The 24,515-nt window shown below is 33.6% G+C and carries 20 protein-coding genes; 11 read left to right on the top strand and 9 right to left on the bottom strand.

The window, feature by feature from the left end; translation table 11 throughout:
* Nucleotides 1-332, top strand: a 332-nt coding sequence (locus ABJM36_RS02035; protein WP_348448650.1) for a rhodanese-like domain-containing protein, incomplete at its 5' end; no start/stop codon positions are given.
* 3 nt (nucleotides 333-335) lie between these two features.
* On the top strand, nucleotides 336-674 hold the full coding sequence (locus ABJM36_RS02030; RefSeq protein ID WP_348448648.1) for a hypothetical protein: 339 nt from the start codon (nucleotides 336-338) through the stop codon (nucleotides 672-674).
* A gap of 22 nt (nucleotides 675-696) precedes the next feature.
* Here ABJM36_RS02030 and ABJM36_RS02025 read toward each other — a convergent pair whose 3' ends face one another.
* The 7 genes from ABJM36_RS02025 to recG form a co-directional block, all read right to left on the bottom strand.
* Entirely contained in the window at nucleotides 697-1,131 is a 435-nt protein-coding gene (locus ABJM36_RS02025) for a hypothetical protein (RefSeq protein ID WP_348448646.1), read from the bottom strand.
* 58 nt (nucleotides 1,132-1,189) lie between these two features.
* The gene (locus ABJM36_RS02020; RefSeq protein ID WP_348448644.1) at nucleotides 1,190-1,612 is read right to left on the bottom strand and encodes a DCC1-like thiol-disulfide oxidoreductase family protein; all 423 of its coding nucleotides are present in this window, start codon (nucleotides 1,610-1,612) and stop codon (nucleotides 1,190-1,192) included.
* Nucleotides 1,613-1,717: 105 nt separating this feature from the next.
* Nucleotides 1,718-2,623 (bottom strand): polysaccharide lyase family 7 protein, encoded by a 906-nt coding sequence (locus ABJM36_RS02015; RefSeq protein WP_348448642.1) that lies wholly within the window; start codon nucleotides 2,621-2,623, stop codon nucleotides 1,718-1,720.
* Between the two features lie 84 nt (nucleotides 2,624-2,707).
* On the bottom strand, nucleotides 2,708-4,876 hold the full coding sequence (locus tag ABJM36_RS02010; protein WP_348448640.1) for a DNA mismatch repair protein MutS: 2,169 nt from the start codon (nucleotides 4,874-4,876) through the stop codon (nucleotides 2,708-2,710).
* 120 nt (nucleotides 4,877-4,996) lie between these two features.
* Nucleotides 4,997-6,007 carry an LLM class flavin-dependent oxidoreductase gene (locus ABJM36_RS02005; RefSeq protein ID WP_348448638.1) on the bottom strand — a complete coding sequence of 337 codons (1,011 nt, stop codon included), beginning with the start codon at nucleotides 6,005-6,007 and terminating at the stop codon, nucleotides 4,997-4,999.
* Between the two features lie 95 nt (nucleotides 6,008-6,102).
* Nucleotides 6,103-6,684: a tRNA-(ms[2]io[6]A)-hydroxylase gene (locus tag ABJM36_RS02000; RefSeq protein WP_348448636.1), complete on the bottom strand. Its 582-nt coding sequence runs from the start codon at nucleotides 6,682-6,684 to the stop codon at nucleotides 6,103-6,105.
* A 246-nt stretch (nucleotides 6,685-6,930) separates the two neighbouring features.
* Nucleotides 6,931-9,033 (bottom strand): ATP-dependent DNA helicase RecG, encoded by a 2,103-nt coding sequence (gene recG / locus ABJM36_RS01995; protein ID WP_348448634.1) that lies wholly within the window; start codon nucleotides 9,031-9,033, stop codon nucleotides 6,931-6,933.
* 185 nt (nucleotides 9,034-9,218) lie between these two features.
* Here recG and ABJM36_RS01990 point away from each other — a divergent pair, with 185 nt between their 5' ends.
* From ABJM36_RS01990 to ABJM36_RS01980, 3 genes are read left to right on the top strand one after another with little or no spacing between them, the layout of a single operon-like run.
* Nucleotides 9,219-10,907 carry a histidinol-phosphatase HisJ family protein gene (locus tag ABJM36_RS01990; protein ID WP_348448632.1) on the top strand — a complete coding sequence of 563 codons (1,689 nt, stop codon included), beginning with the start codon at nucleotides 9,219-9,221 and terminating at the stop codon, nucleotides 10,905-10,907.
* Between the two features lie 45 nt (nucleotides 10,908-10,952).
* Nucleotides 10,953-12,950: a M1 family metallopeptidase gene (locus ABJM36_RS01985; protein WP_348448630.1), complete on the top strand. Its 1,998-nt coding sequence runs from the start codon at nucleotides 10,953-10,955 to the stop codon at nucleotides 12,948-12,950.
* Nucleotides 12,951-12,991: 41 nt separating this feature from the next.
* Nucleotides 12,992-13,918, top strand: a complete 927-nt coding sequence (locus ABJM36_RS01980; RefSeq protein WP_348448628.1) for a patatin-like phospholipase family protein — start codon at nucleotides 12,992-12,994, stop codon at nucleotides 13,916-13,918.
* Here the strand turns inward: ABJM36_RS01980 and ABJM36_RS01975 are convergent.
* Together ABJM36_RS01975 and ABJM36_RS01970 are read right to left on the bottom strand one after the other, a co-directional pair.
* Nucleotides 13,904-14,425: a hypothetical protein gene (locus tag ABJM36_RS01975; RefSeq protein WP_348448626.1), complete on the bottom strand. Its 522-nt coding sequence runs from the start codon at nucleotides 14,423-14,425 to the stop codon at nucleotides 13,904-13,906. The two genes, ABJM36_RS01980 and ABJM36_RS01975, sit on opposite strands and share 15 nt — an antisense overlap.
* A gap of 83 nt (nucleotides 14,426-14,508) precedes the next feature.
* Nucleotides 14,509-16,065, bottom strand: a complete 1,557-nt coding sequence (locus ABJM36_RS01970) for an FMN-binding glutamate synthase family protein (protein ID WP_348448624.1) — start codon at nucleotides 16,063-16,065, stop codon at nucleotides 14,509-14,511.
* Nucleotides 16,066-16,174: 109 nt separating this feature from the next.
* Here ABJM36_RS01970 and ABJM36_RS01965 point away from each other — a divergent pair, with 109 nt between their 5' ends.
* The 6 genes from ABJM36_RS01965 (at nucleotide 16,175) to ABJM36_RS01940 (ending at nucleotide 24,071) form a co-directional block, all read left to right on the top strand.
* The gene (locus ABJM36_RS01965) at nucleotides 16,175-17,740 is read left to right on the top strand and encodes a hypothetical protein (protein ID WP_348448622.1); all 1,566 of its coding nucleotides are present in this window, start codon (nucleotides 16,175-16,177) and stop codon (nucleotides 17,738-17,740) included.
* An 84-nt stretch (nucleotides 17,741-17,824) separates the two neighbouring features.
* Nucleotides 17,825-20,173 carry a UvrD-helicase domain-containing protein gene (locus ABJM36_RS01960; protein WP_348448620.1) on the top strand — a complete coding sequence of 783 codons (2,349 nt, stop codon included), beginning with the start codon at nucleotides 17,825-17,827 and terminating at the stop codon, nucleotides 20,171-20,173.
* Between the two features lie 114 nt (nucleotides 20,174-20,287).
* The gene (locus ABJM36_RS01955; protein WP_348448618.1) at nucleotides 20,288-20,962 is read left to right on the top strand and encodes a hypothetical protein; all 675 of its coding nucleotides are present in this window, start codon (nucleotides 20,288-20,290) and stop codon (nucleotides 20,960-20,962) included.
* A 140-nt stretch (nucleotides 20,963-21,102) separates the two neighbouring features.
* Entirely contained in the window at nucleotides 21,103-21,723 is a 621-nt protein-coding gene (locus ABJM36_RS01950; protein WP_348448616.1) for an L-threonylcarbamoyladenylate synthase, read from the top strand.
* A gap of 312 nt (nucleotides 21,724-22,035) precedes the next feature.
* Nucleotides 22,036-23,430, top strand: a complete 1,395-nt coding sequence (locus ABJM36_RS01945) for a DUF819 family protein (RefSeq protein ID WP_348448614.1) — start codon at nucleotides 22,036-22,038, stop codon at nucleotides 23,428-23,430.
* Between the two features lie 218 nt (nucleotides 23,431-23,648).
* Nucleotides 23,649-24,071 (top strand): hypothetical protein, encoded by a 423-nt coding sequence (locus ABJM36_RS01940; RefSeq protein WP_348448612.1) that lies wholly within the window; start codon nucleotides 23,649-23,651, stop codon nucleotides 24,069-24,071.
* Nucleotides 24,072-24,515: the final 444 nt, after the last annotated feature.

The following is a 24,515-nucleotide window of genomic DNA, read 5'->3' as shown; positions in this document are numbered from 1 at the left end:
CAAAAAAACAAACACATAAAATTATCGATGCACGTTCGTCAAGCAGGTTTAGTGGTGAAACGCCAGAACCTAGAGAAGGTTTGCGTTCAGGAACTATTCCTACTTCTGTTAATTTGCCGTTTACAGATCTTTTGGAAGATGGCATGTTAAAGTCTAAAAAAGAATTGGCTAAGGCCTTTTATATGGTGGCAGAGCAAGATGATCCCATTATATTTTCGTGTGGTTCAGGAATTACAGCCTGTGTTTTGGCGTTAGGAGCAGAACTTTCGGGATATAAAAATATTTCAGTTTACGATGGTTCTTGGACCGAATATGGCAGTTTAAAAAAATAAATTATGGAAAAGCCAAATACATGGACGAAAGACGAATTGCTAGCCTATATTTTAATTTATGTGTCTCATGCCGATTTGGACCAGTCTAAAAAAGAAAAAAAATATATTTTAAGCCGGGTTGATAAAACGGTTTATAAACGTGTTAGTGGCCAATTTGAAAAAGATAATGATTACCAGAGTATTCAGAATATTATTGAAGGCGTAAAAACACATGATTATTACCGTAATGATTTAACCGATTTATTTGCCGATATTAAATTGATGGCTTTTGCTGATGGGGATTTTGGCCAAATGGAACAATTAACATACAGGCAATTGAAAAAGATTTTAAAAGCTGAATAAAGGGGTTGGAGTTTTTAAAAAATTACAAATAAATGATAATCGTATTGCCTTCAATTTCATACAATTTATTTTCAATAACTATATTTTTGAGTTCGCCAAAATCACAACACGCGTTGGTTAATGGTAGGGTTGTGTCATAACCAAAGCTAATAGCTAATACTTCATTAATAGTTATATTTAATATTCCTTTTTTATCCTCATCTTTTTCTACATATAACAATCCATTTGATTCTATTAAAGTGAATTCAATTGTGTTTTCGTTTTCATCTTGAATTTCTATAGATTCTTCAGTAATGTTATTATTAAGAACGAAGTTTTCATTAGTGTCGGTATCAATTAAATTAATTGATAAAAATGGAGCTGCGCACAAAACAGTGGAACAATCTGGAATGCTATTGTCACTATTACAAGATACAATTGCAATAACAAAAAATAAAAGGGTTAGTTTTTTAAGCATAATTAAGCATGTTTTATACAAGATGTAGAAAACTTGGTAGGGTTGCGTAACTAAATTGTTATTCTAAAAATTTTACTTTTAATTCTGGCGTAGGAATCATACAAGCTTCCTTTTTACCATACCATTTATAGCGATTTTTGGCAATAAAATCATAAACCCAATTGCGAATAAAGCTAGGGACAATAAGAAAAATAGTTAAAATGCTAGTCGGGAAACCCAGTTTGGAAGCTACTTTTATGGCAGCTGTACTTTTGTAACTAATGGTGTCCTTTTTGGAGTTATATAGAATTATGGAATCTATAAGCGAGGTGTCTATATTAAATTTCTCTATAATTTTTTTTCCTGCCTCACTTTGTAAAGGCGCAAACATAAATTTGCTCCTTTTATCACGTTTAATAACATATAAAATAGAGCTATTGCAAAGGTTGCAAATGCCATCAAACAGAATTAAATTTTTATCTTTTGGTACTTTAATATTCACGTTGTAAAGATAGTGAATATGCAGTAAGAACTCATGTTTTAGTTAGGGCTCAACTTAGTAAGAATTCAGCCTTAAATAAATAAGGGATTTAAGAACTTGGTTTCTCTATAAATGCTCGGTTTTTACCTCATACAACACAACCTGAGCTGTTTTTTCATAATCTGCATTCCAACCATAGTAATTACCTGTTTTAAAGTAATTTTCATGACCGTAACCATTTCCAACATAATCGTATATTAAGGTGTAATCGGTATGAATACCTTTTGCCTCGCAAACTAAGCCATAATAGAATTTACCGTTTTCAATTTTAATTTTAAAGGTGAAAATTTCGTTATCTACTTTACCAACGTTCAATTTTTCATCGAACGCACTGGTCCAAGGTTCGCCGGCATCAGGTTTTGTGTAATAATCAATTTGAATTTCCCCGCTATTCCATCTAATTTTAACGGTTGCAGGAGCACCTTCAAGACTCGAAGTTTCTTTACCATGAATTTGAGCAACAATAGTTCTGCCATTGCCTTCAACAAAATCAACTTTTAAAGTGCTTTCTAGTATGTGTGTGCCAGTAGCCATGGACCAATTATCGGTGGTCGATTGATTCCCTTTCCAAAACTCGCGCAATTCTGTTCTACAATATTTATCGTTAAGTTCAGATTTCCCTGAGGTTGTAAAGCCTGTAAATTGGGTGAATAGGGTATAGCTACCATCTTCATTTTTATAAAAATATTTAGATTGGGCATTAGTTAACGTATTGTTTTCAATAGCTTCATAATAAATAGAAGTTGCTTTGCCGTTGCCATTATCTATAGGCAAAGATAAGTACCAATTTTTCCAAGTAATTTTAGAGGTGTCTTCAGTTGGAGTTTCTTCTTCTTCTTCTTCTTCTTCTTCAACCTCAATAATTTCTTTTTCTGGATCTTCAACCTCGACTACCATGTCTTCGTTATTAGACGAGCTACAGGCAAAAAGAAAAGTGGTGCTTATTAAAAAGAAGAATAGGATATGTTTCATTTCACAAATTTTACAATTGGTTAACCAATTTAATTAAGTAAAAATAAGTAAAATTTTAAAAAGATGTATTTTTATTGAGAAGGCTTACTTTTTAACAGCTTCAACAAGTTCCAATTGATCTAGACTAACATTGGTTGTAAACATTCCGTAATTAACAACGGCCTTGTTTTTTTCTATTTTATCAATAGTGCCTATGGCGCGACCATCTTCCATCCTTACGCGGTCTCCAATACGAATAATGGCTTTGGGTTTAGGCGCTTCAATAGCTTTTTGTTTTGCTATTTTTTTCTTTTTCCTAATAACTTCTACTTTCTTTTCGGCTTCTTGTTTTACTTTGTTTTCTTTAGCTTTTATAGCTTTCTTTTGTTTAGCCGTAACTTTTTTACGTTTCGAGTTTTCAATCTGCACGACTTTAAAAAGCTCGTCCATTAAAGTCTTTTTCTGCTTGTTGCTAAAGTACTTTTCAGCAATATCATTTACTTTTTGTCCTAAATAAATTAAACGTTGGTTGCTATCGTATAATTCTTGATAGCTTTCTAATTTTTTCTGAATTTTATTATTAATCTCTTCAAGCTTATCGGCTTCTTCAAGCTTCTTTTTCTCGTTTTCTTTTAACGATTGCCCCGTTTTTTCAAGTTTAGAACGTTCTTTTTGTAATTTTGCAATAGTAGCATCAAAACGAACTTTACTGCGCTCTATCTTCTTTTTAGCGCGATTTATCAAGCTAAACGGGATACCGTTTTTTTGTGCCACTTCAAACGTAAAACTACTTCCGGCTTGACCGATAACGAGTTTAAAAAGTGGTTCTAAACTACGTTCATCAAAAAGCATATTAGCGTTAAGCATAAATGGCAATTCGTTCGCTAATATTTTTAAGTTGGAATAATGGGTGGTAATAATACCGTAAGCTTCACGATGGTAAAACTCCTCCAAAAACGTTTCAGCCAAAGCTCCACCAAGTTCAGGGTCACTTCCGGTTCCAAATTCATCTATTAAGAAAAGTGTGTTTTTGTTGCACTTCCTCAAGAAATAATTCATTTGTTTTAGTCGGTAACTGTATGTGCTTAAATGGTTTTCAATAGATTGATTATCACCAATATCGCTTAAAATTCTATCAAACAAACATACTTTACTGCGCTCGTGTACCGGAATTAGCATGCCGCTTTGAAGCATAACTTGCAGTAAGCCAACGGTTTTTAATGTAATACTTTTTCCGCCGGCATTCGGGCCAGAAATAACAATAATTCTGCTATCATTTTTTAATTCTATAGTCTGCGGAAATGTTTTTTCTTTCTTCTCTAAATTGTTTAAATAAAGTAGTGGGTGATAGGCATCGCGTAAAAACAGGCTTCTCTCTTCTGAAAATTCAGGTAGAATAGCGTTCATGGATTTGGCGTATTTCGCTTTCGCGGAAATAACATCAATGTCTATCAAGAAGTTTTGATAGTCCTTTAATAATGGTAAAAACGGACGAATAAAATCGGTGACTTCTTTTAAAATACGAACAACTTCTTCTGATTCTTCATACTCTAAATTATTAAGTTCTCTGCTGTATCTTAAGGTCGTTTCTGGCTCGATATAAACAATACTGCCTGTTTTACTACCACCCATTATGGATCCTTTAACTTTACGTCTATACATAGCTTTTACAGCTAGTACACGTTTATTATCTACAACAGATTCTCTAATATCATCTAAATATTCTAAGGCGTGATAGGTGTTTAAAGCACTAGTAAAACTAGCGTTTATTTTACCTTTTATCGTATTTATAGATTGTCTTAAATCGAAAAGTAAGTTGGATGCATTGTCCTTTATATCCCCAAAACGGTCTACAATACCATCTACTTTTTCAATTAGAATTTTGGTAACTTCAATATGGGAAGCGTACCCGTTCAAAATTGGGTAATATTCAGCAAACTTTTTTAAGAATACCACAATCTCATTTACCGTAATAGACATGGCTACTATTTTTTTTAAGCCATGTACTTCTAAAAATGTGTTTTCTATATTAAGTAACTTAATCTCTTTGGTAATGGTGTCAAAACCGTGGTTAGGTATGCGGTTGTCGTTATAAAAAGACGACACGTATTCATTGGTTAAATTGAGCGCTATTTGTAACTCTTCTTTGGTTTTATAAGGTAAAATATCTAATGCTTTTTCATGACCAAGTGCTGTAATACAAAGTTCGCTAACTTGCTGTAAAACCGTTTGAAATTCTAAATCTTGTAATGTTTTTTCGTGAATGTGAATCATTCCTATAAGTAACTAATTTTGTTGATGTAAAAATAGCTTTTTTGAAGCATTTAGCGTCGCACTTCTGGTTGAAAACTTCATCTGATAAACAGATTGTTTATTTAGCGCTAATTTTAAAAATTATGATTTAGAATTCAACTCTTTCATTATTTCAGAAAAATAACGATATGATTTGATTCGGCTAGAAGCATCATAAGTATTGGTAACCGCAATAAGTTCGTCTGCTTGTGTTTCGTTTAAAAAGTCTTGGATGCCTTGTTTTACTGTGTTTTTACCACCTATAAAGGTATATTTGGTCATTTGTTTAACAGCAGGGTGTTTCATAGTTTCTCTTAAATCTGCTGTCATTTCTGAAGGTTTCTCTAAATGTTCGCGTTTAGTACTCGTTAATAAAGCAATTATCATTTTAAAAAAAGAAGTTGCCATTACTTCAGCTTCTTCATCAGTATCAGCAATAAAAATATTAATTCCAGCTAAAACATAAGGTATTTTAAGAGATTCAGAATGTTTAAATTCATTTCTGTAAATCGTTATGGCATTATGTAAATGTGTGGTGGCAAAATGGCTTGCAAAGGCGTAAGGAAGGCCTTTTTTAGCTGCTAAATGTGCGCTATCGGTACTAGATCCTAAAATGTAAATAGGTACAAGCGCGCCTTCTGCAATGGGCACTCGAACCTTAGAGTGGCTGTTTTGTGTAGAAAAATATTTCTGAATTTGTTCAACATCTTGTGGAAACGAATGAGTAGCTTGTAAAAAATTAGGGCGAATAGCATGCGCCGTTTCTTGGTCTGTCCCAGGGGCTCTTCCTAGTCCTAAATCAATCCTATTTGGAAATAAAGTAGCTAAAGTTCCAAATTGCTCCGTTATAATAAAAGGGGAGTGGTTTGGTAGCATAATACCGCCAGATCCAACTCGAAGTGTTTTAGTTTCCTGCGCTACTCGGCTAATAATAATTTGAGGCGCATTACTAGCAATGCCTGCCATATTATGGTGCTCTGCATACCAAATGCGTCTGTAACCAAAGGTTTCAGCTTCTTTTGCCAATGCTATACTGTCCTCTAAAGTTTGTTGGTATGTTTTTCCTTCAGAAACAATAACAAGATCTAAAATGGAATATGCGGTTTGTTTCATGCCATTAGAGTACTAGAAATGTGAGCTTTTTTCGTTAAAATAGAATAGGTATTGTTTTTTTTTTTTTTTTTTTGAAGAACTAATAAAATTAGGTTTTAACCATGTATGGTTTCAGATTTTCCATACTTTTGGATCACTTGGCCTTCAAACTCTATAAGTTCTTTCCAGCGTTTATCAATATCAATCCCTTTGCCATATTGGCGAGCAAAGCCTATAAATGTAGTGTAGTGTCCAGCTTCGCTAATCATTAAATCATGGTAAAATTTAGATAATTCTGGGTCTTTAATACGTTTAGATAAAAGTTTAAAACGCTCGCAACTACGCGCTTCAATCATAGCCGAAAAGAGTAGGCGATCCACCATACTTTGCTGTCTGTTACCACCCTTGTTCATAAACTTATAAAGTTCATTAACATAATGGTCCTTTCGCTCTCTACCAAGCACGTAACCACGTTTTTTGATAATATCATGAACCATTTGAAAATGTTCTAACTCTTCTTGAGCCAATTTTATTAGCTCGGTAACAAGTTCTTCATGTTCGCTATTATTTGTAATAATAGTAATAGCATTGGTCGCTGCTTTTTGCTCACACCAAGCATGATCGGTAAGTATTTCTTCAATATTCGACTCTACAATGTTTACCCAACGTGGGTCTGTTGCTAATTTTAAACCAAGCATGATATATTATTTTTTGTAAAAGTAGTTATAAACATTAAAATAGACCATTAAATTATTAGGGCATTACCACAAGGGTCGGGCTTTTGGCAGTCGCTTTTTTGTGTTGCATAGGTGCAACAACACAAAAAGAGCTTCAATAATGCCTCAATCCCTAATGCGAGAAGCGTGTTTTTATGTCGGAACTACTCAGTTTTATGTAGAAAGGCTTCAGGAAGTAGTCAAAAGTCGGGTTCTTCCAATTTCCGTTTAACTAATATAATTCCAAATATTTTTAAACTTACTTAGTTGTTTGTAGGTGTTTAAAAACACTTGGTTTTCAGGAAGTGCAAGCGAAGGATCTATTTTTAAAACTGATTTAGCATGGTGTCTCGCCAATTGTAAAATATCGTTATCCTTAATAATGTCGGCTATTTTAAGGTTTAAAACACCACTTTGCTGTGTACCCATAATATCACCAGGGCCTCGTAATCTTAAATCCACTTCGGCAATTTCAAAACCATCATTCGTTCTAACCATGGTTTCTAAGCGGGTTTTGCTGTTTGCGCTTAATTTGTGGCTAGTCATTAAAATACAGTAACTCTGTTCTGCACCACGACCAACCCTACCGCGCAACTGGTGTAATTGTGATAGACCAAAACGTTCGGCACTTTCAATAATCATAACCGAAGCATTAGGTACGTTTACCCCAACCTCAATAACGGTTGTAGCCACCATAATTTGTGTTTCACCCTTAATAAAACGTTGCATTTCATAATCTTTATCGGCAGGTTTCATTTTACCATGAACAATGGAAGTTTGATATTTAGGCATTGGGAAGTCTCTTGATATACTTTCATAGCCATCCATTAAATCTTTATAATCCATTTTTTCGTTTTCCTTAATTAAAGGATAAACAATATAAATTTGACGCCCTTTATCAATTTCATCTCGAATAAATTTAAAAACTTTTAACCGGTTTTTATCATATCTATGAACCGTTTTTATGGCCTTTCTTCCGGGGGGTAATTCATCAATTATCGAGATGTCCAAATCACCATAAACAGACATGGCTAATGTTCTTGGAATTGGTGTTGCCGTCATGACTAAAACATGGGGTGGAAGCGCATTTTTTTTCCATAATTTACTGCGCTGTTTTACTCCAAATCGATGTTGTTCGTCAATAATAGCGAGTCCTAAATTTTTGAATTTTACTTTGTCTTCCAATAGGGCATGCGTGCCAATTAAAATTTGTAATTCGCCATTTTCTAAGGACTCATGGATTATTTTTCTTTTTGAAGTTTTAGTTGAACCTGTGAGTATTTCTATACTGATATTCAATTCGTTACACCATTCAAGTAATCCGTTATAGTGCTGGACTGACAAAATTTCAGTCGGCGCCATTAAACAAGCTTGAAAATCGTTGTCAAGTGCCATGAGCATTGACATAAAGGCTACTATGGTCTTGCCAGATCCTACATCTCCTTGTAAAAGCCGATTCATTTGTGCGTTACTACCTAAATCTGCACGAATTTCTTTTAAAACACGTTTTTGTGCGTTGGTTAATTCAAAGGGTAAATGGTTCTTGAAAAAGGAATTAAAATACGTGCCAACTTGATTAAATGGAAAGCCTTTTATTTTTGATTTATGAATTAAATTTTTAATAATTAATTGCAATTGAATATAAAATAATTCTTCAAATTTAAGTCGGAATTGTGCGCGCGAAAGTAGCTCTTGATTCTTCGGAAAATGCACATTAAAAAGTGCCGATTGTTTATTGATTAATTTTAATTCAGAACGTAAATTATCAGAAAGTGTTTCTGTAAATCTTCCTTTCGTTTCAATAAATAATTGTTGCATGATTTTATTAATCACACGGTTTGTAATGCCTTTATTATTTAATTTTTCTGTCGATGGGTATACAGGTTGCATGGCTGAACGCATGTTTTTTTCATGGTCTTCTAGTAATTCTAATTCCGGATGCGCCATATTAAATTTACTACTAAACCAATTGGTTTTTCCAAAGGCTACATAGGTTTTGTTCAATTTTAAGCTGTCCTTAATCCATTTTTGTCCGCGAAACCAAACCAGTTCCATGGTTCCGGTATCATCTTGAAACGTAGCTACTAAGCGTTTTCCACGCTTTTGTGCTACCTCTTTAAAGCTTGTTATTTTTCCAATTACCTGTACATCTGCGTTATTGCGTTGAAGTTGATTGATTTTGTAATATTGTGTTCTGTCTATATATCTGTTTGGGAATAAGTTAATTAAATCTTGATAGGTATGGATGCCTAGCTCCTTGCGCAGTAAATCGGCACGATTTGGACCAACGCCTTTTAAATAATCTATTGGAGTTTGTAGGTTTACAGACATAAATGCGAAATTAATTAAAAAATAAGTCTTATTAAATACTTAGTTTCTTTATGAATTTGAGAGGTTTTTAGCGGTATTGCTTTTTTTTTCTGAAAAACTGTTGAAAAAATTGAAATATAGCACATAATTCTATTTCATTAGTTAAATTTGGTGCTCTTAAAAAACAACTTAACGCATATTGATTGATGAGAAAGCTCAACGAATTTATTTGGGAAACACACGGTATTCATGCTGGAACAGAGCAAGATCATGTAAAACATGGTATTGATAAATTAGAGGATATTGTTGATAAAGCTATTGAAGCTGGTAACCCAAGTATTACGTTTATAATTCACTCACCGCGCTTAACAAATTTTCGTTATATCGCTGAAACGGATACTAATGTAAAGTTTATTCGTGGTAATAAATCGTATTTAAATTATCCAAAACGTATTGCAGGGCTTCGTGAAAAATACGCCGGACAAATAAATATTAAATATGGTGTTGAGTTGGAGTGGATGGGACCAGAAATTGGATTGCAATGGAGTCGTTCAAAGATTTTTCAAGCTGAAGATGCCGATTATGTAATTGGTTCAGTGCATTTTGCACCAGAAGGATTGCCTTATGATGGATCTAAGGAAGAAGCTCAGGAGTTATTAAAAATGCGTGGTAGTCTTGAAGCGTATTGGGGTGGTTATTTTGATGAAATGACCCAAATGATTGAAAGTTTTGGCGATATGATTCAAATAATTGGTCATATCGACTTACCAAAGCTAAATGTAGATATGCCAGAAGCTTTAATTAATTTTGAAACCAGTGCTCATCCTTTGGCTAATAAATTTAGAACGCTTTTAGAGCTTATTGCCGACAGAAATTTATCGCTAGATGTTAATATGGCGGGTAAATTTAAAGGTGTTGGTGTGTATCCGGTACAAAGTATATTAAGACGTGCTAACGAACTGCAAATACCTGTTTGTGTAGGTACAGATACGCATCATGTGCGTTACTACGGTTTAAATTATAAAGAAAGTTTAGAGTATATTCAAAAAGCCGGATATGAGAGTTATGTAAGCTATTCAAAGCTTATTCCAGAGAACCGTACGATTTACGATGACCATGATTTAAAGGTTAAATATACCGTTTTAAATAAGGGTATCGAGTTGCTAAATCAACGATTAGATGATAATCAACGTCGTATTATACCAGATTTTTCTTTTGGAGGTTCATTTTCTGAATTTGTAGACTTATATAGAAGCGCTACAGGAATGGGAGATTATAACGCTATTAGAATACGTAAATGGGGTAAATCTATCACGGTTACCAACGAAATCCCTAAAAACACACAAACCATAGTAAACGGCTTGTTTTCTGAGCATTTGGATGAACCTGGTGTGATTTCTTCATTGTTTAACACATTGGCATCAGAGGGTATTAATGTGGAAACAGCACGCTTAAAATCCAATAACGATGGAACTGCAGTTGCCTTTTTGTCTTTAGACAATAAAAACGGAAGAGTGCAAAATGCTATCGATTTTACAAAAGGTACAGATACTGGTCTTTTTAAAGCTTTAACATATCAAGAAGATGCTGCAATGCCTAATTATTATACCGATGGTGTGTATTTACTTGAAATGGATGGTGTTAAATTAAATTTAGCCCTAAGCGATAAAGTTATTTTAACTAAACATAATAATGCGCCAGGAGTTTTACTGATATTGCTATCTGCATTGGCGTCTAAAAATATAAACATTATAGATTTACGTTTAGGTAAACTGAATGATGTTGGATATTCGGCACTTGCCATTGATGGTGATAGTAATGTGATTAGAAATCTGTTATCAAAACTTGGTAATCAGTATTATGAGGCTAATTTAATTGAGTTTCATAGTTTTTAGTGGCGTTTTTATGGTTTTGGGTTAATCTTTGATATCTTTAAAATCATGAAATGGATAGTTTTAGTGTTATGTTTTTGTGCACATCTTCTAGGTGCACAACAAACCCATTATGTGGATTTTAAAGAAGTAAAAACGGTTTTAGCTTTTAATCAAATGAAAGTGGATACTACGGTTTTTAATTCTTATGAAATAAAATTCGATGTTTTAAAACAAACGGATTCTGTGTATTTGGATGCTATTGACATGAAATTTAGTAGTGTCGAACTAAATAAAAGCACAGTAAAATTCAAAAATGATGGTAAAAAACTAATCATTTATAATCCTTTTGAAGCTTCAAAAACTTACACGCTTAGTTTTCTGTTTCTTGCTTCACCTAAAAAAGCGATTTATTTTATTGGTTGGGATAATAAGGAAAATATCACTTCGGGGTATTCCGATAAAAATCGGAATAGTATCGAGAAAAAGCAAATTTGGACACAAGGCCAAGGGAAATATACAAGTCATTGGTTACCGTCTATTGATGATATGAATGATAAAATAGAGTTCGATATCAGTTGCATAGCGCCTAAAGGTTTTGAAGTTATTTCAAACGGGAAAATGGTTTCTAAAAAAGAAGAGCCTTCGTTTAATTTATGGGAATTCGACATGCAAAGCCCTATGTCGAGCTATTTAGCGGCTTTAGTTATAGGTAAATACAGTAAAAATGTAGAGTATTCAAAAAGTAGTATTCCTTTAGAGATGTATTATTATCCAGAAGATTCTTTAAAATTCGAGCCAACATATCGCTACACAAAACAAATGTTCGACTTTTTAGAAGGAGAAATAGGTGTTCCATATCCTTGGCAAAACTATAAACAAGTACCTGTAAAAGACTTTTTATACGCAGGTATGGAGAATACTAGTACAACCATTTTTGCAGATAGTTTTGTAATTGATTCTATAGCATTTGTAGATAAAAACTATGTTAATGTAAATGCACACGAACTAGCACACCAATGGTTTGGCGATTTAGTTACCGAAACTTCAGGCACACACCATTGGCTACAAGAGGGCTTCGCAACCTATTATGCTTTGTTAGCCGAACGTGATATTTTTGGAGATAATTATTACTATTGGAGGTTATATGAATATGCACAAGAATTATTAGAACAAGATAAGGCGGGTGGAAGTACCTCGTTGTTAGATCCTAAATCGAGTAGTACAACGTTTTATAAAAAGGGAGCTTGGGTTTTGCATTTACTTAGAGAAAGAATAGGAGACAAGGTCTTTAAAACAGCTGTAAAGACATATTTAAATGCGTATAAATATAAAAATGTAGAAACTGATAATTTTATTAAAGAAGTTGAAATAGCTAGCGGAGAAGATTTGAGTGATTTTGTTGATTTCTGGTTAAAAGCTGAAACATTTAACTATCATGAAGTTCTTAAAAGTTTAAAAAAATCATCTTTTATTCAAGAATATTTAATGGTCGATTGCGAAGCTTTCACATCAAAGTGTAGTGATTATCTGGCTTCAGGAATTTCAGATGAAGCTAAAATAAAAGTGATTTCTCAAATACCTAATCATTTAAAAAAGGAAAATTTTAAAAATAGTGTTAAAGTACGACAAGCTATTGCTAGAAACATATCTAATATACCTTCAGAATTAAAAACAGAATACGAGTCGCTTCTTGATGATGCATCATACATAACTATTGAGACTGCATTATTTAATCTGTGGCAAAATTTTCCGTCAGAAAGAACAAATTATTTAGAAAAAACTAAACATATTCAAGGGTTTAACGATAAGAATGTTAGGATACTTTGGTTAACTTTAGCTTTAATTAGTGATGATTTTCAACTAGAGAACAATTCAAAATATTTTGATGAGTTAACTAGTTATACAAATCCAGAATATGGCTTTGAAATTCGTCAAAATGCGTTTCAATATCTACATCAAATTCAAGCTTGTAATGCCGTTTGTAAAGAAAATTTAAAACAAGCTACGACGCATCATAATTGGCGATTTAAGAAATTTGCAAAAGAGTTATTAAAAGCCAATTAATTACACGTTAAGTTTTTATATTTACGTACAATTTTAAATTAATGAAAGCATTAGTAATTTCGGGAGGAGGTAGTAAAGGTGCATACGCTGGTGGTGTTGCCGAGTATTTAATTAAGGAAGAAGGGCGAAATTACGATATGTTTTTAGGAACTTCCACAGGTAGTTTGCTTATACCTCATTTGGCCGCTGGAAAAATTGATAAAATTCATAAGGTATTTACAAACGTAAATCAAAAAAACATTTTTAGTGTTAGTCCTTTTATTATTAGAAGAAAAGAAGGACGTGAGTATGTTTCTATTGATTTTTTAAATTCTTTATGGCAATTTATAAAACGCAAGCGCACTTTTGGTGAAAGTAAAGCGCTACGTCGTTACTTAAAAAAGCATTTTACTTATGAAGAGTTTAAAGCCATAAAAGAAACCAAGGATGATGTTGTGGTTACGGTTTCTAACCTTTCAAAAAACGTGGTAGAATATAAGTCCATAAAAGACTTTAGTTATGATGAGTTTTGCGATTGGATTTGGATTTCGTGTAACTATATACCGTTTATGTCATTGGTAAAAAAAGGTGGATTTGAATATGCTGACGGTGCTTTTGGATGTGTTGTTCCTATTCGCGAAGCTATTTTAAGAGGAGCAACCGAAATTGACGCTATTATTTTAGAGTCGGAAAGTATGGCATATAATAAGGTTCTTGGTAAAAACCCTTTTTCTTTAATGCTTAATCTATTTGGTCATTTATTAGATCAAGTAGAACGGAGTGATATTTTAATTGGGAAGTTAGCAGCAAAAAATAAGGAGGTAAAACTTAACTTATATTATACGCCTTCTAAACTTACTGAAAACTCCTTAGTTTTTAATAAAAAATTAATGACTAAATGGTGGCAACAGGGGTATTACTACGCAAAAAACAAGTGTAAACAAGCGCAGTCTAACGAGTTGCGGGATAAGGATTTACCACAAACTTGATACTTCTTCTTTTATAAATGCAAGACCTGCATCGCTTGGTGAACGTCGCTCCATCATTTCGGTTAAAACAACTTCACGCAGTTTGTTAGCAGAATCTGTTTTTTCAGACATACTTGATTTTCGAATCAGTTGTATCGTAGCGTTTTTTGAAGTCGTTACAATACTCCAACATTTGTCGCTAATGTAAATTTGTTGCGATAAGTTATGCTCAAATTCTTGTTCAATACTTTTTATAAGTAAGGCTTCGTAATCTTCTTTATTTGAAGATGTTGGTGTGATTCTAATAAGTAGTTTTGATGGGGAAATACGCTCTAAAAAAAGCGCCATGCGCTCATAAGCTTGTAACCGTAATGGCATAGCATTAACCTGCATATCTTTTTTTAGTAAATAACTACGGCGATTATCTTCATTTTTGGTGTGTTGTCTAAAAAAGTAGAACGCAATAATCCCTGTTATTACTGTTGGTATTGCAAATAAAAATAGGTCTATAATGCGGCTAGTATCCATAAAAAAAGTTAATTAATTACAAACATAAGTGGTTTGTGTTTATTGAACAAAAATTATTATAGGGTTTGCTAAATTTATAAAAACTAGTTTTTACCTCCTAAATACTTACAATCTTTTAAGTGCTGCATCCCTTTAAACGGCACTATAGTTTTCTCGTACATGTAGGTACGGTGTAGTTCTTTTGAAAGGTTATGGTCATCAACATTTATTTCAATATCACTCATTTTAAATTCACAAGGGTGCTCGTATCCTGCGGCGTGGGTAATTTCAATAAATTCTTTCCTAAACGTTTTAAAATATTGGGCTAAACGTTCCGATTTTAAAGGCACATTAATGCCATTTTGTGTCCATTTTTTTTGAGTTGCAATTCCGGCAGGACAACGATTAGTATGGCAAATTTGGGCTTGAATACAGCCAATACTCATCATGGCCTCTCGAGCCACGTTTATACAGTCGGCACCCATAGCAAAAGCCATTGCAGCCTTTGCAGGAAAACCTAATTTTCCACTACCAATAAACACGATACGCTCTGATAATCCTTTGTTTTTAAATAGTCTATAAAGGTCACTAAATCCATAAACCCAAGGCAATGAAACATGGTCAGCAAAACTTGGTGGTGCTGCTCCGGTTCCACCTTCACCGCCATCAACGGTTATAAAATCGGGACCTTTTCCTGTTGATAGCATAATATTGGCTAATTCTTCCCACTGTTCTAGTTTTCCTATGGCGGCTTTAATTCCTACAGGTAAGCCAGTAGCTTCGGCTATTTTTTCAATAAAATCTACCATTTCCGGAACATTAGAGAACGCCTTATGGTTTGGTGGTGATAACACATCCTTACCTACTTCAACTCCTCTAATTTCTGCAATTTGTTTTGTTATTTTTGCACCAGGTAAAACGCCGCCTTTACCTGGTTTGGCACCTTGTGATAATTTAATTTCTATAGCGCGAATAAAAGGATTGGTTTCTACGAGATTTACTAATTTTTCCATAGAAAAACCACCATCTTTAGCTCGTACACCAAAATAACCCGTACCGAAATGGAATACCACATCGCCACCATTTTTGTGGTAAGGCGATAAGCCACCTTCACCCGTATTATGGTATGCTCCAGCTATTTTTACACCTATATTTAAAGACTCTACAGCTTTTGCCGATAAGGAACCAAAACTCATAGCAGAAACATTAATTACAGATGCCGGTCTATAAGGTCTTTTACGTTTATTAAATTCACCCATTACTTTAGCGCAAGGTAAAAAGCAGTGATCAAACGTATTAGGATGGTTTTTTGGTAATTCATAAGGCATCATCGCATTATTAATAAAGATATGCTGATGGGCGTAAATATCTCTGTCGGTACCAAAACCTTCGTAATTGTTTTCTTTTTTTGCAGAAGCATATATCCATCCGCGTTCAATACGATTAAATGGTAGCTCTTCTCTATTATTTGCAACAAAATATTGACGCATTTCTGGTCCAATGCTTTCAAGCCAGTATCGTAAGTGTCCAACAATAGGGAAGTTATGACTAATGGTATGTGAATTTTGAAAGAAAATATCGCGAATAGCTACTATAATAAGCACTAATAAAAGCCATCCCCACCAGGCTATATTTGATAAAAAAACGAGTATTGAATCCATATTAATGTTTTAAGAAATAGATAAACCGTTAACGAAATGAGTTTACTTTTTAAAAATTAAAGGTATTTAAAAATATGGTATAAAAATATTGAATGTATATCTTTATGAAATGAATTCTAAGTTAAAAAAGCGATTAATTTGGATTGTGGGAGTTTTAGTTTTACTCTTTATAACTGGTTTTGTTGTAAATTATAAATTAAAAAATAAGCTAAAAATAGGTTTACAACACCTATCTGAAAATATAAAAGTAGATTATAAAGATTTATGCTTAAACATGTTAACAGGAAACGTTGAATTAAAAGAATCTACAGTTACAATTTATGGTAAAACAACAGATTCGGTAAATTTAAAAGTTGAAATTCAAGATTTAAGTATTTTAGGTTTTAGTTACTGGTGCTATTTTATAAATGGTAAAATTGCTTTAAACCAGATTGTTTTAACACAACCAAATATAACTTATTTCCATAACCCTTTGGTAGAGAACAGGTCGTATAATAACATTTATAAATCTCCCTTAAAACAAGATTTGGAAATTGGTAGGATTGATGTAATGGATGGAGAATTAGGTATGTATAATGCATCAAATGATTCTTTATTATTGAAAACGGAAGCTATTCAGTTTAATATTAAAAACATTTTAATTACCAAAGCTTCTAGGAAACCGGAGATTACATACGACGCCTTTAATGTAAAAACAGGGCAACTGTTTTATGCCCTAAGCCCATTTGAAAACTTAATTTTAAAAACTTTTGATTACAATGCTGAAGGGGCTAAAATTAGAGGGATTGCTGTAAATACGAAATACTCAAAAGAAACTTTAATATCTTACCATACTGTGGAGCGAGATCACTTCAATTTAAATATAGATTCTATAGATATAAAGCATCCAAAAGTTGGTTTTGAGGGCGATACGCTATTCTATTTTAAAAGTCCACTAGCAACTGTTTATCAAGCAAATTTTAATGTATTTAGAAATAAATTGCTTCTAGATGATATTACTTACAGGCCTTTATATAGTAAAATGCTACGTGAGTTAAATTTTAAATTGGGGGTAGATGTTTTAAATATTAATAATTCGTCAATTACTTACACCGAAAAAGTAAAGACGGAGTTAAAAGGTGGGGAGCTGGTTTTTAATAACCTAAACTCAACTATTAAAAATATTGGTAATACCTACAAAAACAAAACGTCTATTAATATTGACGCTGTTTTTATTAAAAATACGCCCTTAAATGTACAATGGGATTTTGATGTAAATAACCAAAATGACGCCTTTGTGTTTAAATCAGAAATAGGTAATCTGCAAGCCGAGGATTTAAACCCATTTATTGAGCCTAACCTAAATGTGCGCTTTGAGGGAGAATTTAATAAAATGTATTTTACTATGGCCGGAAACGAAAATACAGGGCAGACAGACTTAAAAGTGGATTACAATAATTTTGATGTCATTTTATTAAAGGAAAATGGAAGTGAAAAAAATAAACTGTTATCGGCTGTGTTGAATATTTTTATTTCAAAGCATAGTAAAAGTAAAAACGGTGTTTTCAGGTATGGTGAATCAAAATCTGTTGAAAGAGACAAGTCTAAATCGGTATTTAATTTTGTTTGGCTTAGTTTAAGAGATGCACTTTTAGAGGCGATTACGGGAAACGGTAAAAAGTCAGGAAATAATTAGATATAAATTGTTTATAATTATTAATAATTCAGAAGTGAAAAAAGGATAACAATGGTTAATTTCACGGCTTAAATTGATGATGATTTGGAAAAGTATTTAAGCCAGTTAAACGATGCCCAATTAGAGCCAACAATTCAAATAGATGGCCCTATGATTGTTATTGCTGGAGCAGGTTCAGGTAAAACAAGAGTGCTAACATTTCGTATAGCATATATGATGAGTAAGGGTATAGACCCTTTTAATATTTTGTCGCTTACATTCACAAATAAGGCGGCAAAAGAGATGAAAGAACGTATTTCAACCATAGTTGGAGCTAGCGAAGCTAAAAATTTATGGATGGGAACGTTTCACTCTATTTTCGCAAAAATTTTAAGGATAGAAGCCGATAAATTAGGGTACCCTAGTAACTTTACTATCTATGACTCTCAAGATTCTGGTCGTTTAATAGCATCTATTATCAAAGAGTTGAATCTTGATAAAGACGTTTATAAATACAAGCAAGTTTTAGGTAGAATTTCGTCGTACAAAAATAGTTTGATTACGGTACGTGCGTACATGCAAAACCCCGAGTTAAAGGAGGCCGATGCTATGGCAAGACGCCCTAGAATGGGAGAGATTTATAAAGAATATGTAGACCGTTGTTTTAAGGCAGGTGCCATGGATTTTGATGATTTACTTCTAAAAACTAACGAGTTACTTACCCGTTTTCCAGAAGTTTTAGCAAAGTATCAAAACCGATTTAAATATATTTTAGTTGATGAGTATCAAGATACCAACCATTCGCAGTATTTAATCGTGAGAGCCTTGTCCGATAAATTTCAAAATATTTGTGTTGTGGGTGATGATGCACAAAGTATCTATGCGTTCCGTGGTGCGAACATAAATAATATTTTGAATTTCCAGAATGATTATGACGATGTGAAAGTGTTTCGATTAGAGCAAAATTACCGATCGACCAAAAACATTGTAAATGCAGCAAACTCTATTATTGATAAAAATGAAACGAAGCTGGATAAGGTAGTTTGGACAGCAAATGACGAAGGCGGTAAAATTATTGTAAACCGCTCGTTAACCGATAGTGATGAAGGGCGCTATGTAGCCAGTACCATTTGGGAAAGCAAAATGCAAAATCAGCTAAAAAATAGTGATTTTGCGGTTTTGTATCGAACCAATGCACAGTCCCGTTCTATTGAGGATGCCTTAAGAAAACGTGATATTCCATACAGAATTTACGGTGGTACATCGTTTTATCAACGAAAGGAAATTAAAGATGTAGTAGCCTATTTAAGATTAGTTATAAATCCTGCTGATGAGGAAGCCTTAAAACGTGTCATCAATTTTCCAGCTAGAGGTATTGGTCAAACCACTGTAGATAAACTTATTGTTGCTGCAAATGGTTATAAACGCACCATATTTGAGGTGATGAAAAACATTGATAAAACCAATGTTAGCATAAATGCCGGGACAAAAACCAAACTTAAAAACTTTGTAACCCTTGTTGAAAGTTTTCAAGTGCTTAATCAAACTGCCGATGTTTTTGAATTAGCAGAACACGTTACTAGAACAACGGGTATCATTAAAGAATTCAATAAAGATGGCACGCCAGAAGGTGTTGCTAAAATGGAAAATATTGAAGAGCTTTTAAATGGTATGAAGGATTTTGTGGAAGGCCAGAAAGAAATTGCCGATACCACAGGATCTTTAGCAGAATTCCTAGAAGATGTGGCTTTAGCTACGGATGCAGATGGCGATAAAGGCGATCCAGATCATGTGGCGTTAATGACCATTCACTTAGCTAAAGGTTTGGAGTTCTCTAATGTATTTGTAGTTGGTTTAGAAGAAGATTTATTTCCTAGTGCCATGAGTGGTAATACACGAGCCGAGTTGGAAGAAGAACGTCGTCTTTTTTATGTAGCGGTTACCAGAGCAGAAAAGCAAGCGTATTTAACCTATGCTTTGTCAAGATACCGATGGGGGAAATTAGTAGATTCTGAACCTAGTCGTTTTATTTCAGAAATCGATGAGCAGTATTTAGAGATTGTAACTCCTATTGAAGAACGTCGATTTAACCCAATGCTATCGGCTGATATTTTTGGTGATGGAGCATCAACTAAGGCAAATCCTAATAAAATTAGGTATAAACCAGCTAAAAAACCGGTATTTAAAAAGGCTAATTCAGCTAAAAAAGAACCAGAAAAATTTAAGGTTACAACACCTAAAAACTTAAAGCCTGTTGCTAAAAGTGAAGGAGCTCCTAATTTGTTCGACAGTAAATTAACGGTAGGTAACCTTGTTAAACATTTACGTTTTGGGGTTGGTGAAGTTAAAAAAATTGAAGGCGTAGGAGCCGATACAAAAGCTGAAATTAACTTTCAGCATGGCGGTGTTAAAAAGCTATTGTTACGTTTTGCAAAACTAGAAGTTATCGGGTAATCACGAAGGTTTATAGGGGTTATAAAAGTTTAGTATTGTTAAATGTTTATTAAAGGCTGAAAGTTTTTTTATATAAAGCATCTAAATTAGCACAAACAATTAATCAATACTTATATGAGAGTTTTTCTATTATTACTATGTGCTTTAAGTTTAAATATTACTCAAGCCCAACGTGGTGGCGGTGGTGGTAGAGGTGGTCGTTCTATGGGCGGCGGACAAGAACAAAGTGAACGCCAACGACCAAAAATGGTAGAATTTGATGCCTCAAAAATTGTTGGAATTTTTAATTATGATGATAATGAAGCGGTTAATAAAATAAAACTAAAAAGTAAAAAGGATGATGCTTTAATTTTAGATGTTCGTCAAGCGATTATGAAATACAATCAGGCGGTTAATGAGATTGCTCTTAATAATAAGGATAATTTTGATACGCTAAATGTGTATATGAACATGGTAATGAAATCTTCAAGATCTCAAAGAGGGCAGCAGAGAGATTCTGGCGATTATGGTATGCAGCAAGATACTGAGGAAAACCCAATGCGAGAAGCTAAAAAGTTGGCAGAAGAAAAAATGGAGCCAGCTAAAAAAGCCATTCAGGAAGAAGAAGTAAAGCTTAATACGCAACTAGAAGGCTTATTAAATGAAAAGCAATATAAAAAATGGCTTAAATATCAAGTAGATGTAAAAAAGGATTTAGTACCAGAAGAGTCCTCCGAAGAAAATAATAACATGTCTCGCGGTGGAGGACAAGGAGGTTCGTCAAGAGGCGGTGGCGGAATGCGCTATTAAAACCAATGAAAAAAAGCACTATTTAATTTTTAAATAGTGCTTTTTTTTTATGTCTTACCTTTAGGGTTTAAATAATTTAAAGAATCATTTTAGTATACCAAAAAAATATTTAAATTGTATAAGTAAATTCACAAGGAAAGATGGCTGTTTTTTTAAAAATATATAATGAAAATCCTAACCCAAAAGCAATAGCGAAAGTTGTAGATGTCTTGAAAAAGGGCGGTTTAATTATCTACCCAACCGATACTGTTTATGGTTTGGGTTGCGATATTACAAACCTTAAAGCTTTAGAAAAAGTTGCTAGAATTAAAGGCGTAAAGCTCGAAAAATCTAATTTTTCTTTTGTTTGTCATGACTTAAGTAATTTAAGCGATTACGTAAAACAAATAGACACCTCGGTTTTTAAAGTTTTAAAACGCGCGCTTCCCGGACCTTATACCTTTATTCTTCCAGGTTCTAAAACCTTACCAAACCCGTTCAAAAAAAAGAAAACAGTTGGTATTCGGGTGCCCGATAATAATATTGCTTTAGAGATTGTAAAGCAATTAGGAAACCCTATTATATCGACCTCTATTCATGATGAGGATGAAGTTTTAGAGTACACCACAGATCCCGAGTTGATTCTAGAAAAATGGGAGAATCTTGTCGATTTGGTAATCGATGGTGGTTATGGCGATAACGAACCCTCTACGGTTATCGATTTATCAGAAGACGAACCTGTAATAATCAGGGAAGGTAAAGGCAACCTTGAGATTTTTTAATTCATAATAGTTTACTACATGTTGGTTCGAGATTGTATCGAGAGCCGCTTTAAAACTAGTATTCCAATTCAAAATACAGCGCCATCTATTTTTAAAAGTTAGCACACAAATTATCATAAATTTAGAAACAATAAAATCAGAAATCAATCTATGAATACTACATGTCAGTTCGAGTGATCTCGATTTATTTTCGAGATTGTATCGAGAACCACTTTAAAACTAGTATTTCAATTCAATATTCAACGTCTTTCATTAATACTACACTTCCAATTATTATAAATTTTCAAACGATAGAAATCATAAATACCACCCATGAATATATCAGAGATTAACAGCGACTTGCCTTTTTTTGCTAACGATACTATTATTTTCGGCGTGTTATGCGTCACCCTTGCGCTTATATTTCACACCTCTAGTTTACCAAGGTTTACAAAGTTTTATAAAATTGTACCTGCCTTATTACTATGTTATTTTTTACCATCGGTATTAAGTTCGGTAGGGTTAATAGCCGATAAATGGATAGACGTTACGGCAACCATAACACATTTACAAGGGCTTTATGGCAATCTAGATGGCGTGACTAATTTACCTACCCTAAAAGCCTATATCGCAGCAAACCATATTGATGCTTCGGTGTATGCACAATTTGTAGATGGCAGTAAAATATACTATGTGTCGTCGCGCTTTTTATTACCCGCGGCATTGGTACTATTAACCATGAGTATCGATTTAAAAGCCGTTTTTAAGTTAGGCTCCAAAGCCTTGATTATGTTTTTAACCGCAACCCTAGGTGTCATGATTGGTGGTCCTTTGGCTATTTTGTTTTTTAATTTCGTGGCTCCAGATATATTAATTGATGTAGAAGGTACCGAATTATGGAAAGGATTATCGACCGTAGCTGGCAGCTGGATTGGTGGTGGCGCCAATCAACTCGCTATGAAAGAACAGTGGGAGGTAAGCGATAGCCTGTTTAGTATCATGGCTGTTGTAGATGTGTTGGTGGCCGAAGTTTGGATGGCATTCCTCTTGTTAGGTGTTGCCAAATCCAATAAAATAGACGCCTATTTTAAAGCCGACAATTCCTCCATAACCGCCTTAAAAAATAAAATGGAAACCTTTAGTTTAGAAACCGCAAGAATTCCATCCTTTAACGATTTAATAATCCTTTTAGGTATAGCTTTTGGCGTGACCTCACTAAGTCATTTTGTGGGCGATAATTTAAGTGTTTGGGTAAAGGATAATGCACCGTTTTTGGTCGATTTCGGACTAGGTAGCGGCTTTTTCTGGTTAATAATTACCGCAACAACCGTAGGTGTTATCCTGTCGTTTACCAAAATAAAAAGTTACGAAGGCGCTGGCGCCAGTAAAATTGGCACCGTGTTTATTTACATTTTGGTAGCCTCTATAGGTATGAAAATGAATTTAAATGCTATAGTAGAAAACATAAGCCTATTCGCCATAGGTTTTGTTTGGATGCTTATACATGTGGGTTTACTGTTTGTAGTTGCTAAAATTATAAAAGCCCCTTATTTCTTTCTGGCTGTAGGCTCTAAGGCCAATATTGGCGGTGCAGCCTCGGCACCTGTGGTGGCAGGAGCTTTTCATCCGTCGTTAGCACCTGTAGGCGTTTTGTTGGCGGTTTTAGGCTATGCTTTAGGCACCTATGCCGCATTTGCCTGCGCTTTAATGATGAAGTGGGTGAGTTAGTTTTTTTTAGAGCGTTATTTGGGGTATTAGACCGTTTGTACATCCTCAGGTAAAAACACATATAACATGCCATTGATTATACACTTTGAAGTAGTGCGTTTTTTTATAAAATAGTTTTTTTTAAGACTTCTGTATCTTTTTATGATTAGACTTTAATGATAAATATCATTGCCTTAAGGAATATTTAGTTGTAATCTAAGTATTAAAATAATATAACTATGAAAACAAGGCTAATTATTTTGATTTTTTGTATAGGGTTTTTTAACAATGCCCTAGGGCAAGTTTTAACAGAGGAAAAAGATCAATCTCCTCAAGAACGATATGATTTTCATATTAGTAAAAAGAAAGCAAACAATACTGCTGCATGGCTAACTTTAAGTGGCGGAATAGCTATGATTGTTGGAGGAATTGGAATTAATGTGGCTGAAGACTTGGATAATATTTTTGGCGATGACAATACAAATAATACCAAAGGTCTTTGGTTGTCTTATTTAGGAGGAGCCACTACTTTAAGTAGTATTCCTTTATTTATTGCAAAAGGTAAACACAAAGAAAAGGCCAAAATTCAATTAGAAAATAGGGCGGTTGGATTTGATAATAAGTTAAACTATACAGGTGTTTCTATAGTGTTTTCATTTTAAACTTCGGTTTTTTTAAATGAACTACAACCCCCATATAACGCTAATTTATTAAACTTCTGAATGCTCACGTAAGAATACAATTTGAAATCAACTTAGAACGTGTTTGTGTAGGGTTAGTTGGGTGGGCTGGAACTAAGTTAGCAAACGAAAACAAACCCGAGGAAAATCCGAAGAAATTTTCGAGTACACATATAACATGTAATTGATTATACACTTTGAAGTAGTGCGTTTTTTTATAAAATAGTTTTTTTTAAGACCTCTGTATCTTTTTATGATTTGACTTTAATGATAAATATCATTGCCTTAAGGAATATTTAGTTGTAATCTAAGTATTAAAATAATAAAACTATGAAAACAAGGCTAATTATTTTGATTTTTTGTTTAGGGTTTTTTAACAATGCCCTAGGTCAAGTTTTAACAGAGGAGAAAGATCAATCGCCTCAA

It is taken from the genome of Algibacter sp. (assembly GCF_039977455.1).
Classification (GTDB): domain Bacteria; phylum Bacteroidota; class Bacteroidia; order Flavobacteriales; family Flavobacteriaceae; genus Algibacter_B.
The sequence above is the reverse complement of the archived record's forward strand: the minus strand, read 5'-3'. Positions and strand labels throughout refer to the sequence as shown.

Bases quoted from the DNA above. Each gene is read 5' to 3' on its own strand.
- ABJM36_RS01950 (WP_348448616.1), top strand. From the start codon at position 21,103: ATGGCTGTTTTTTTAAAAATATATAATGAAAATCCTAACCCAAAAGCA.
- recG (WP_348448634.1), bottom strand. From the start codon at position 9,033: ATGTCTGTAAACCTACAAACTCCAATAGATTATTTAAAAGGCGTTGGT.
- ABJM36_RS01985 (WP_348448630.1), top strand. From the start codon at position 10,953: ATGAAATGGATAGTTTTAGTGTTATGTTTTTGTGCACATCTTCTAGGT.
- ABJM36_RS01955 (WP_348448618.1), top strand. From the start codon at position 20,288: ATGAGAGTTTTTCTATTATTACTATGTGCTTTAAGTTTAAATATTACT.
- ABJM36_RS01965 (WP_348448622.1), top strand. From the start codon at position 16,175: ATGAATTCTAAGTTAAAAAAGCGATTAATTTGGATTGTGGGAGTTTTA.
- ABJM36_RS02030 (WP_348448648.1), top strand. From the start codon at position 336: ATGGAAAAGCCAAATACATGGACGAAAGACGAATTGCTAGCCTATATT.
- ABJM36_RS02005 (WP_348448638.1), bottom strand. From the start codon at position 6,007: ATGAAACAAACCGCATATTCCATTTTAGATCTTGTTATTGTTTCTGAA.
- ABJM36_RS01945 (WP_348448614.1), top strand. From the start codon at position 22,036: ATGAATATATCAGAGATTAACAGCGACTTGCCTTTTTTTGCTAACGAT.
- ABJM36_RS02015 (WP_348448642.1), bottom strand. From the start codon at position 2,623: ATGAAACATATCCTATTCTTCTTTTTAATAAGCACCACTTTTCTTTTT.
- ABJM36_RS01970 (WP_348448624.1), bottom strand. From the start codon at position 16,065: ATGGATTCAATACTCGTTTTTTTATCAAATATAGCCTGGTGGGGATGG.
- ABJM36_RS01990 (WP_348448632.1), top strand. From the start codon at position 9,219: ATGAGAAAGCTCAACGAATTTATTTGGGAAACACACGGTATTCATGCT.
- ABJM36_RS02025 (WP_348448646.1), bottom strand. From the start codon at position 1,131: ATGCTTAAAAAACTAACCCTTTTATTTTTTGTTATTGCAATTGTATCT.
- ABJM36_RS01975 (WP_348448626.1), bottom strand. From the start codon at position 14,425: ATGGATACTAGCCGCATTATAGACCTATTTTTATTTGCAATACCAACA.
- ABJM36_RS02010 (WP_348448640.1), bottom strand. From the start codon at position 4,876: ATGATTCACATTCACGAAAAAACATTACAAGATTTAGAATTTCAAACG.
- ABJM36_RS01980 (WP_348448628.1), top strand. From the start codon at position 12,992: ATGAAAGCATTAGTAATTTCGGGAGGAGGTAGTAAAGGTGCATACGCT.
- ABJM36_RS01940 (WP_348448612.1), top strand. From the start codon at position 23,649: ATGAAAACAAGGCTAATTATTTTGATTTTTTGTATAGGGTTTTTTAAC.
- ABJM36_RS02000 (WP_348448636.1), bottom strand. From the start codon at position 6,684: ATGCTTGGTTTAAAATTAGCAACAGACCCACGTTGGGTAAACATTGTA.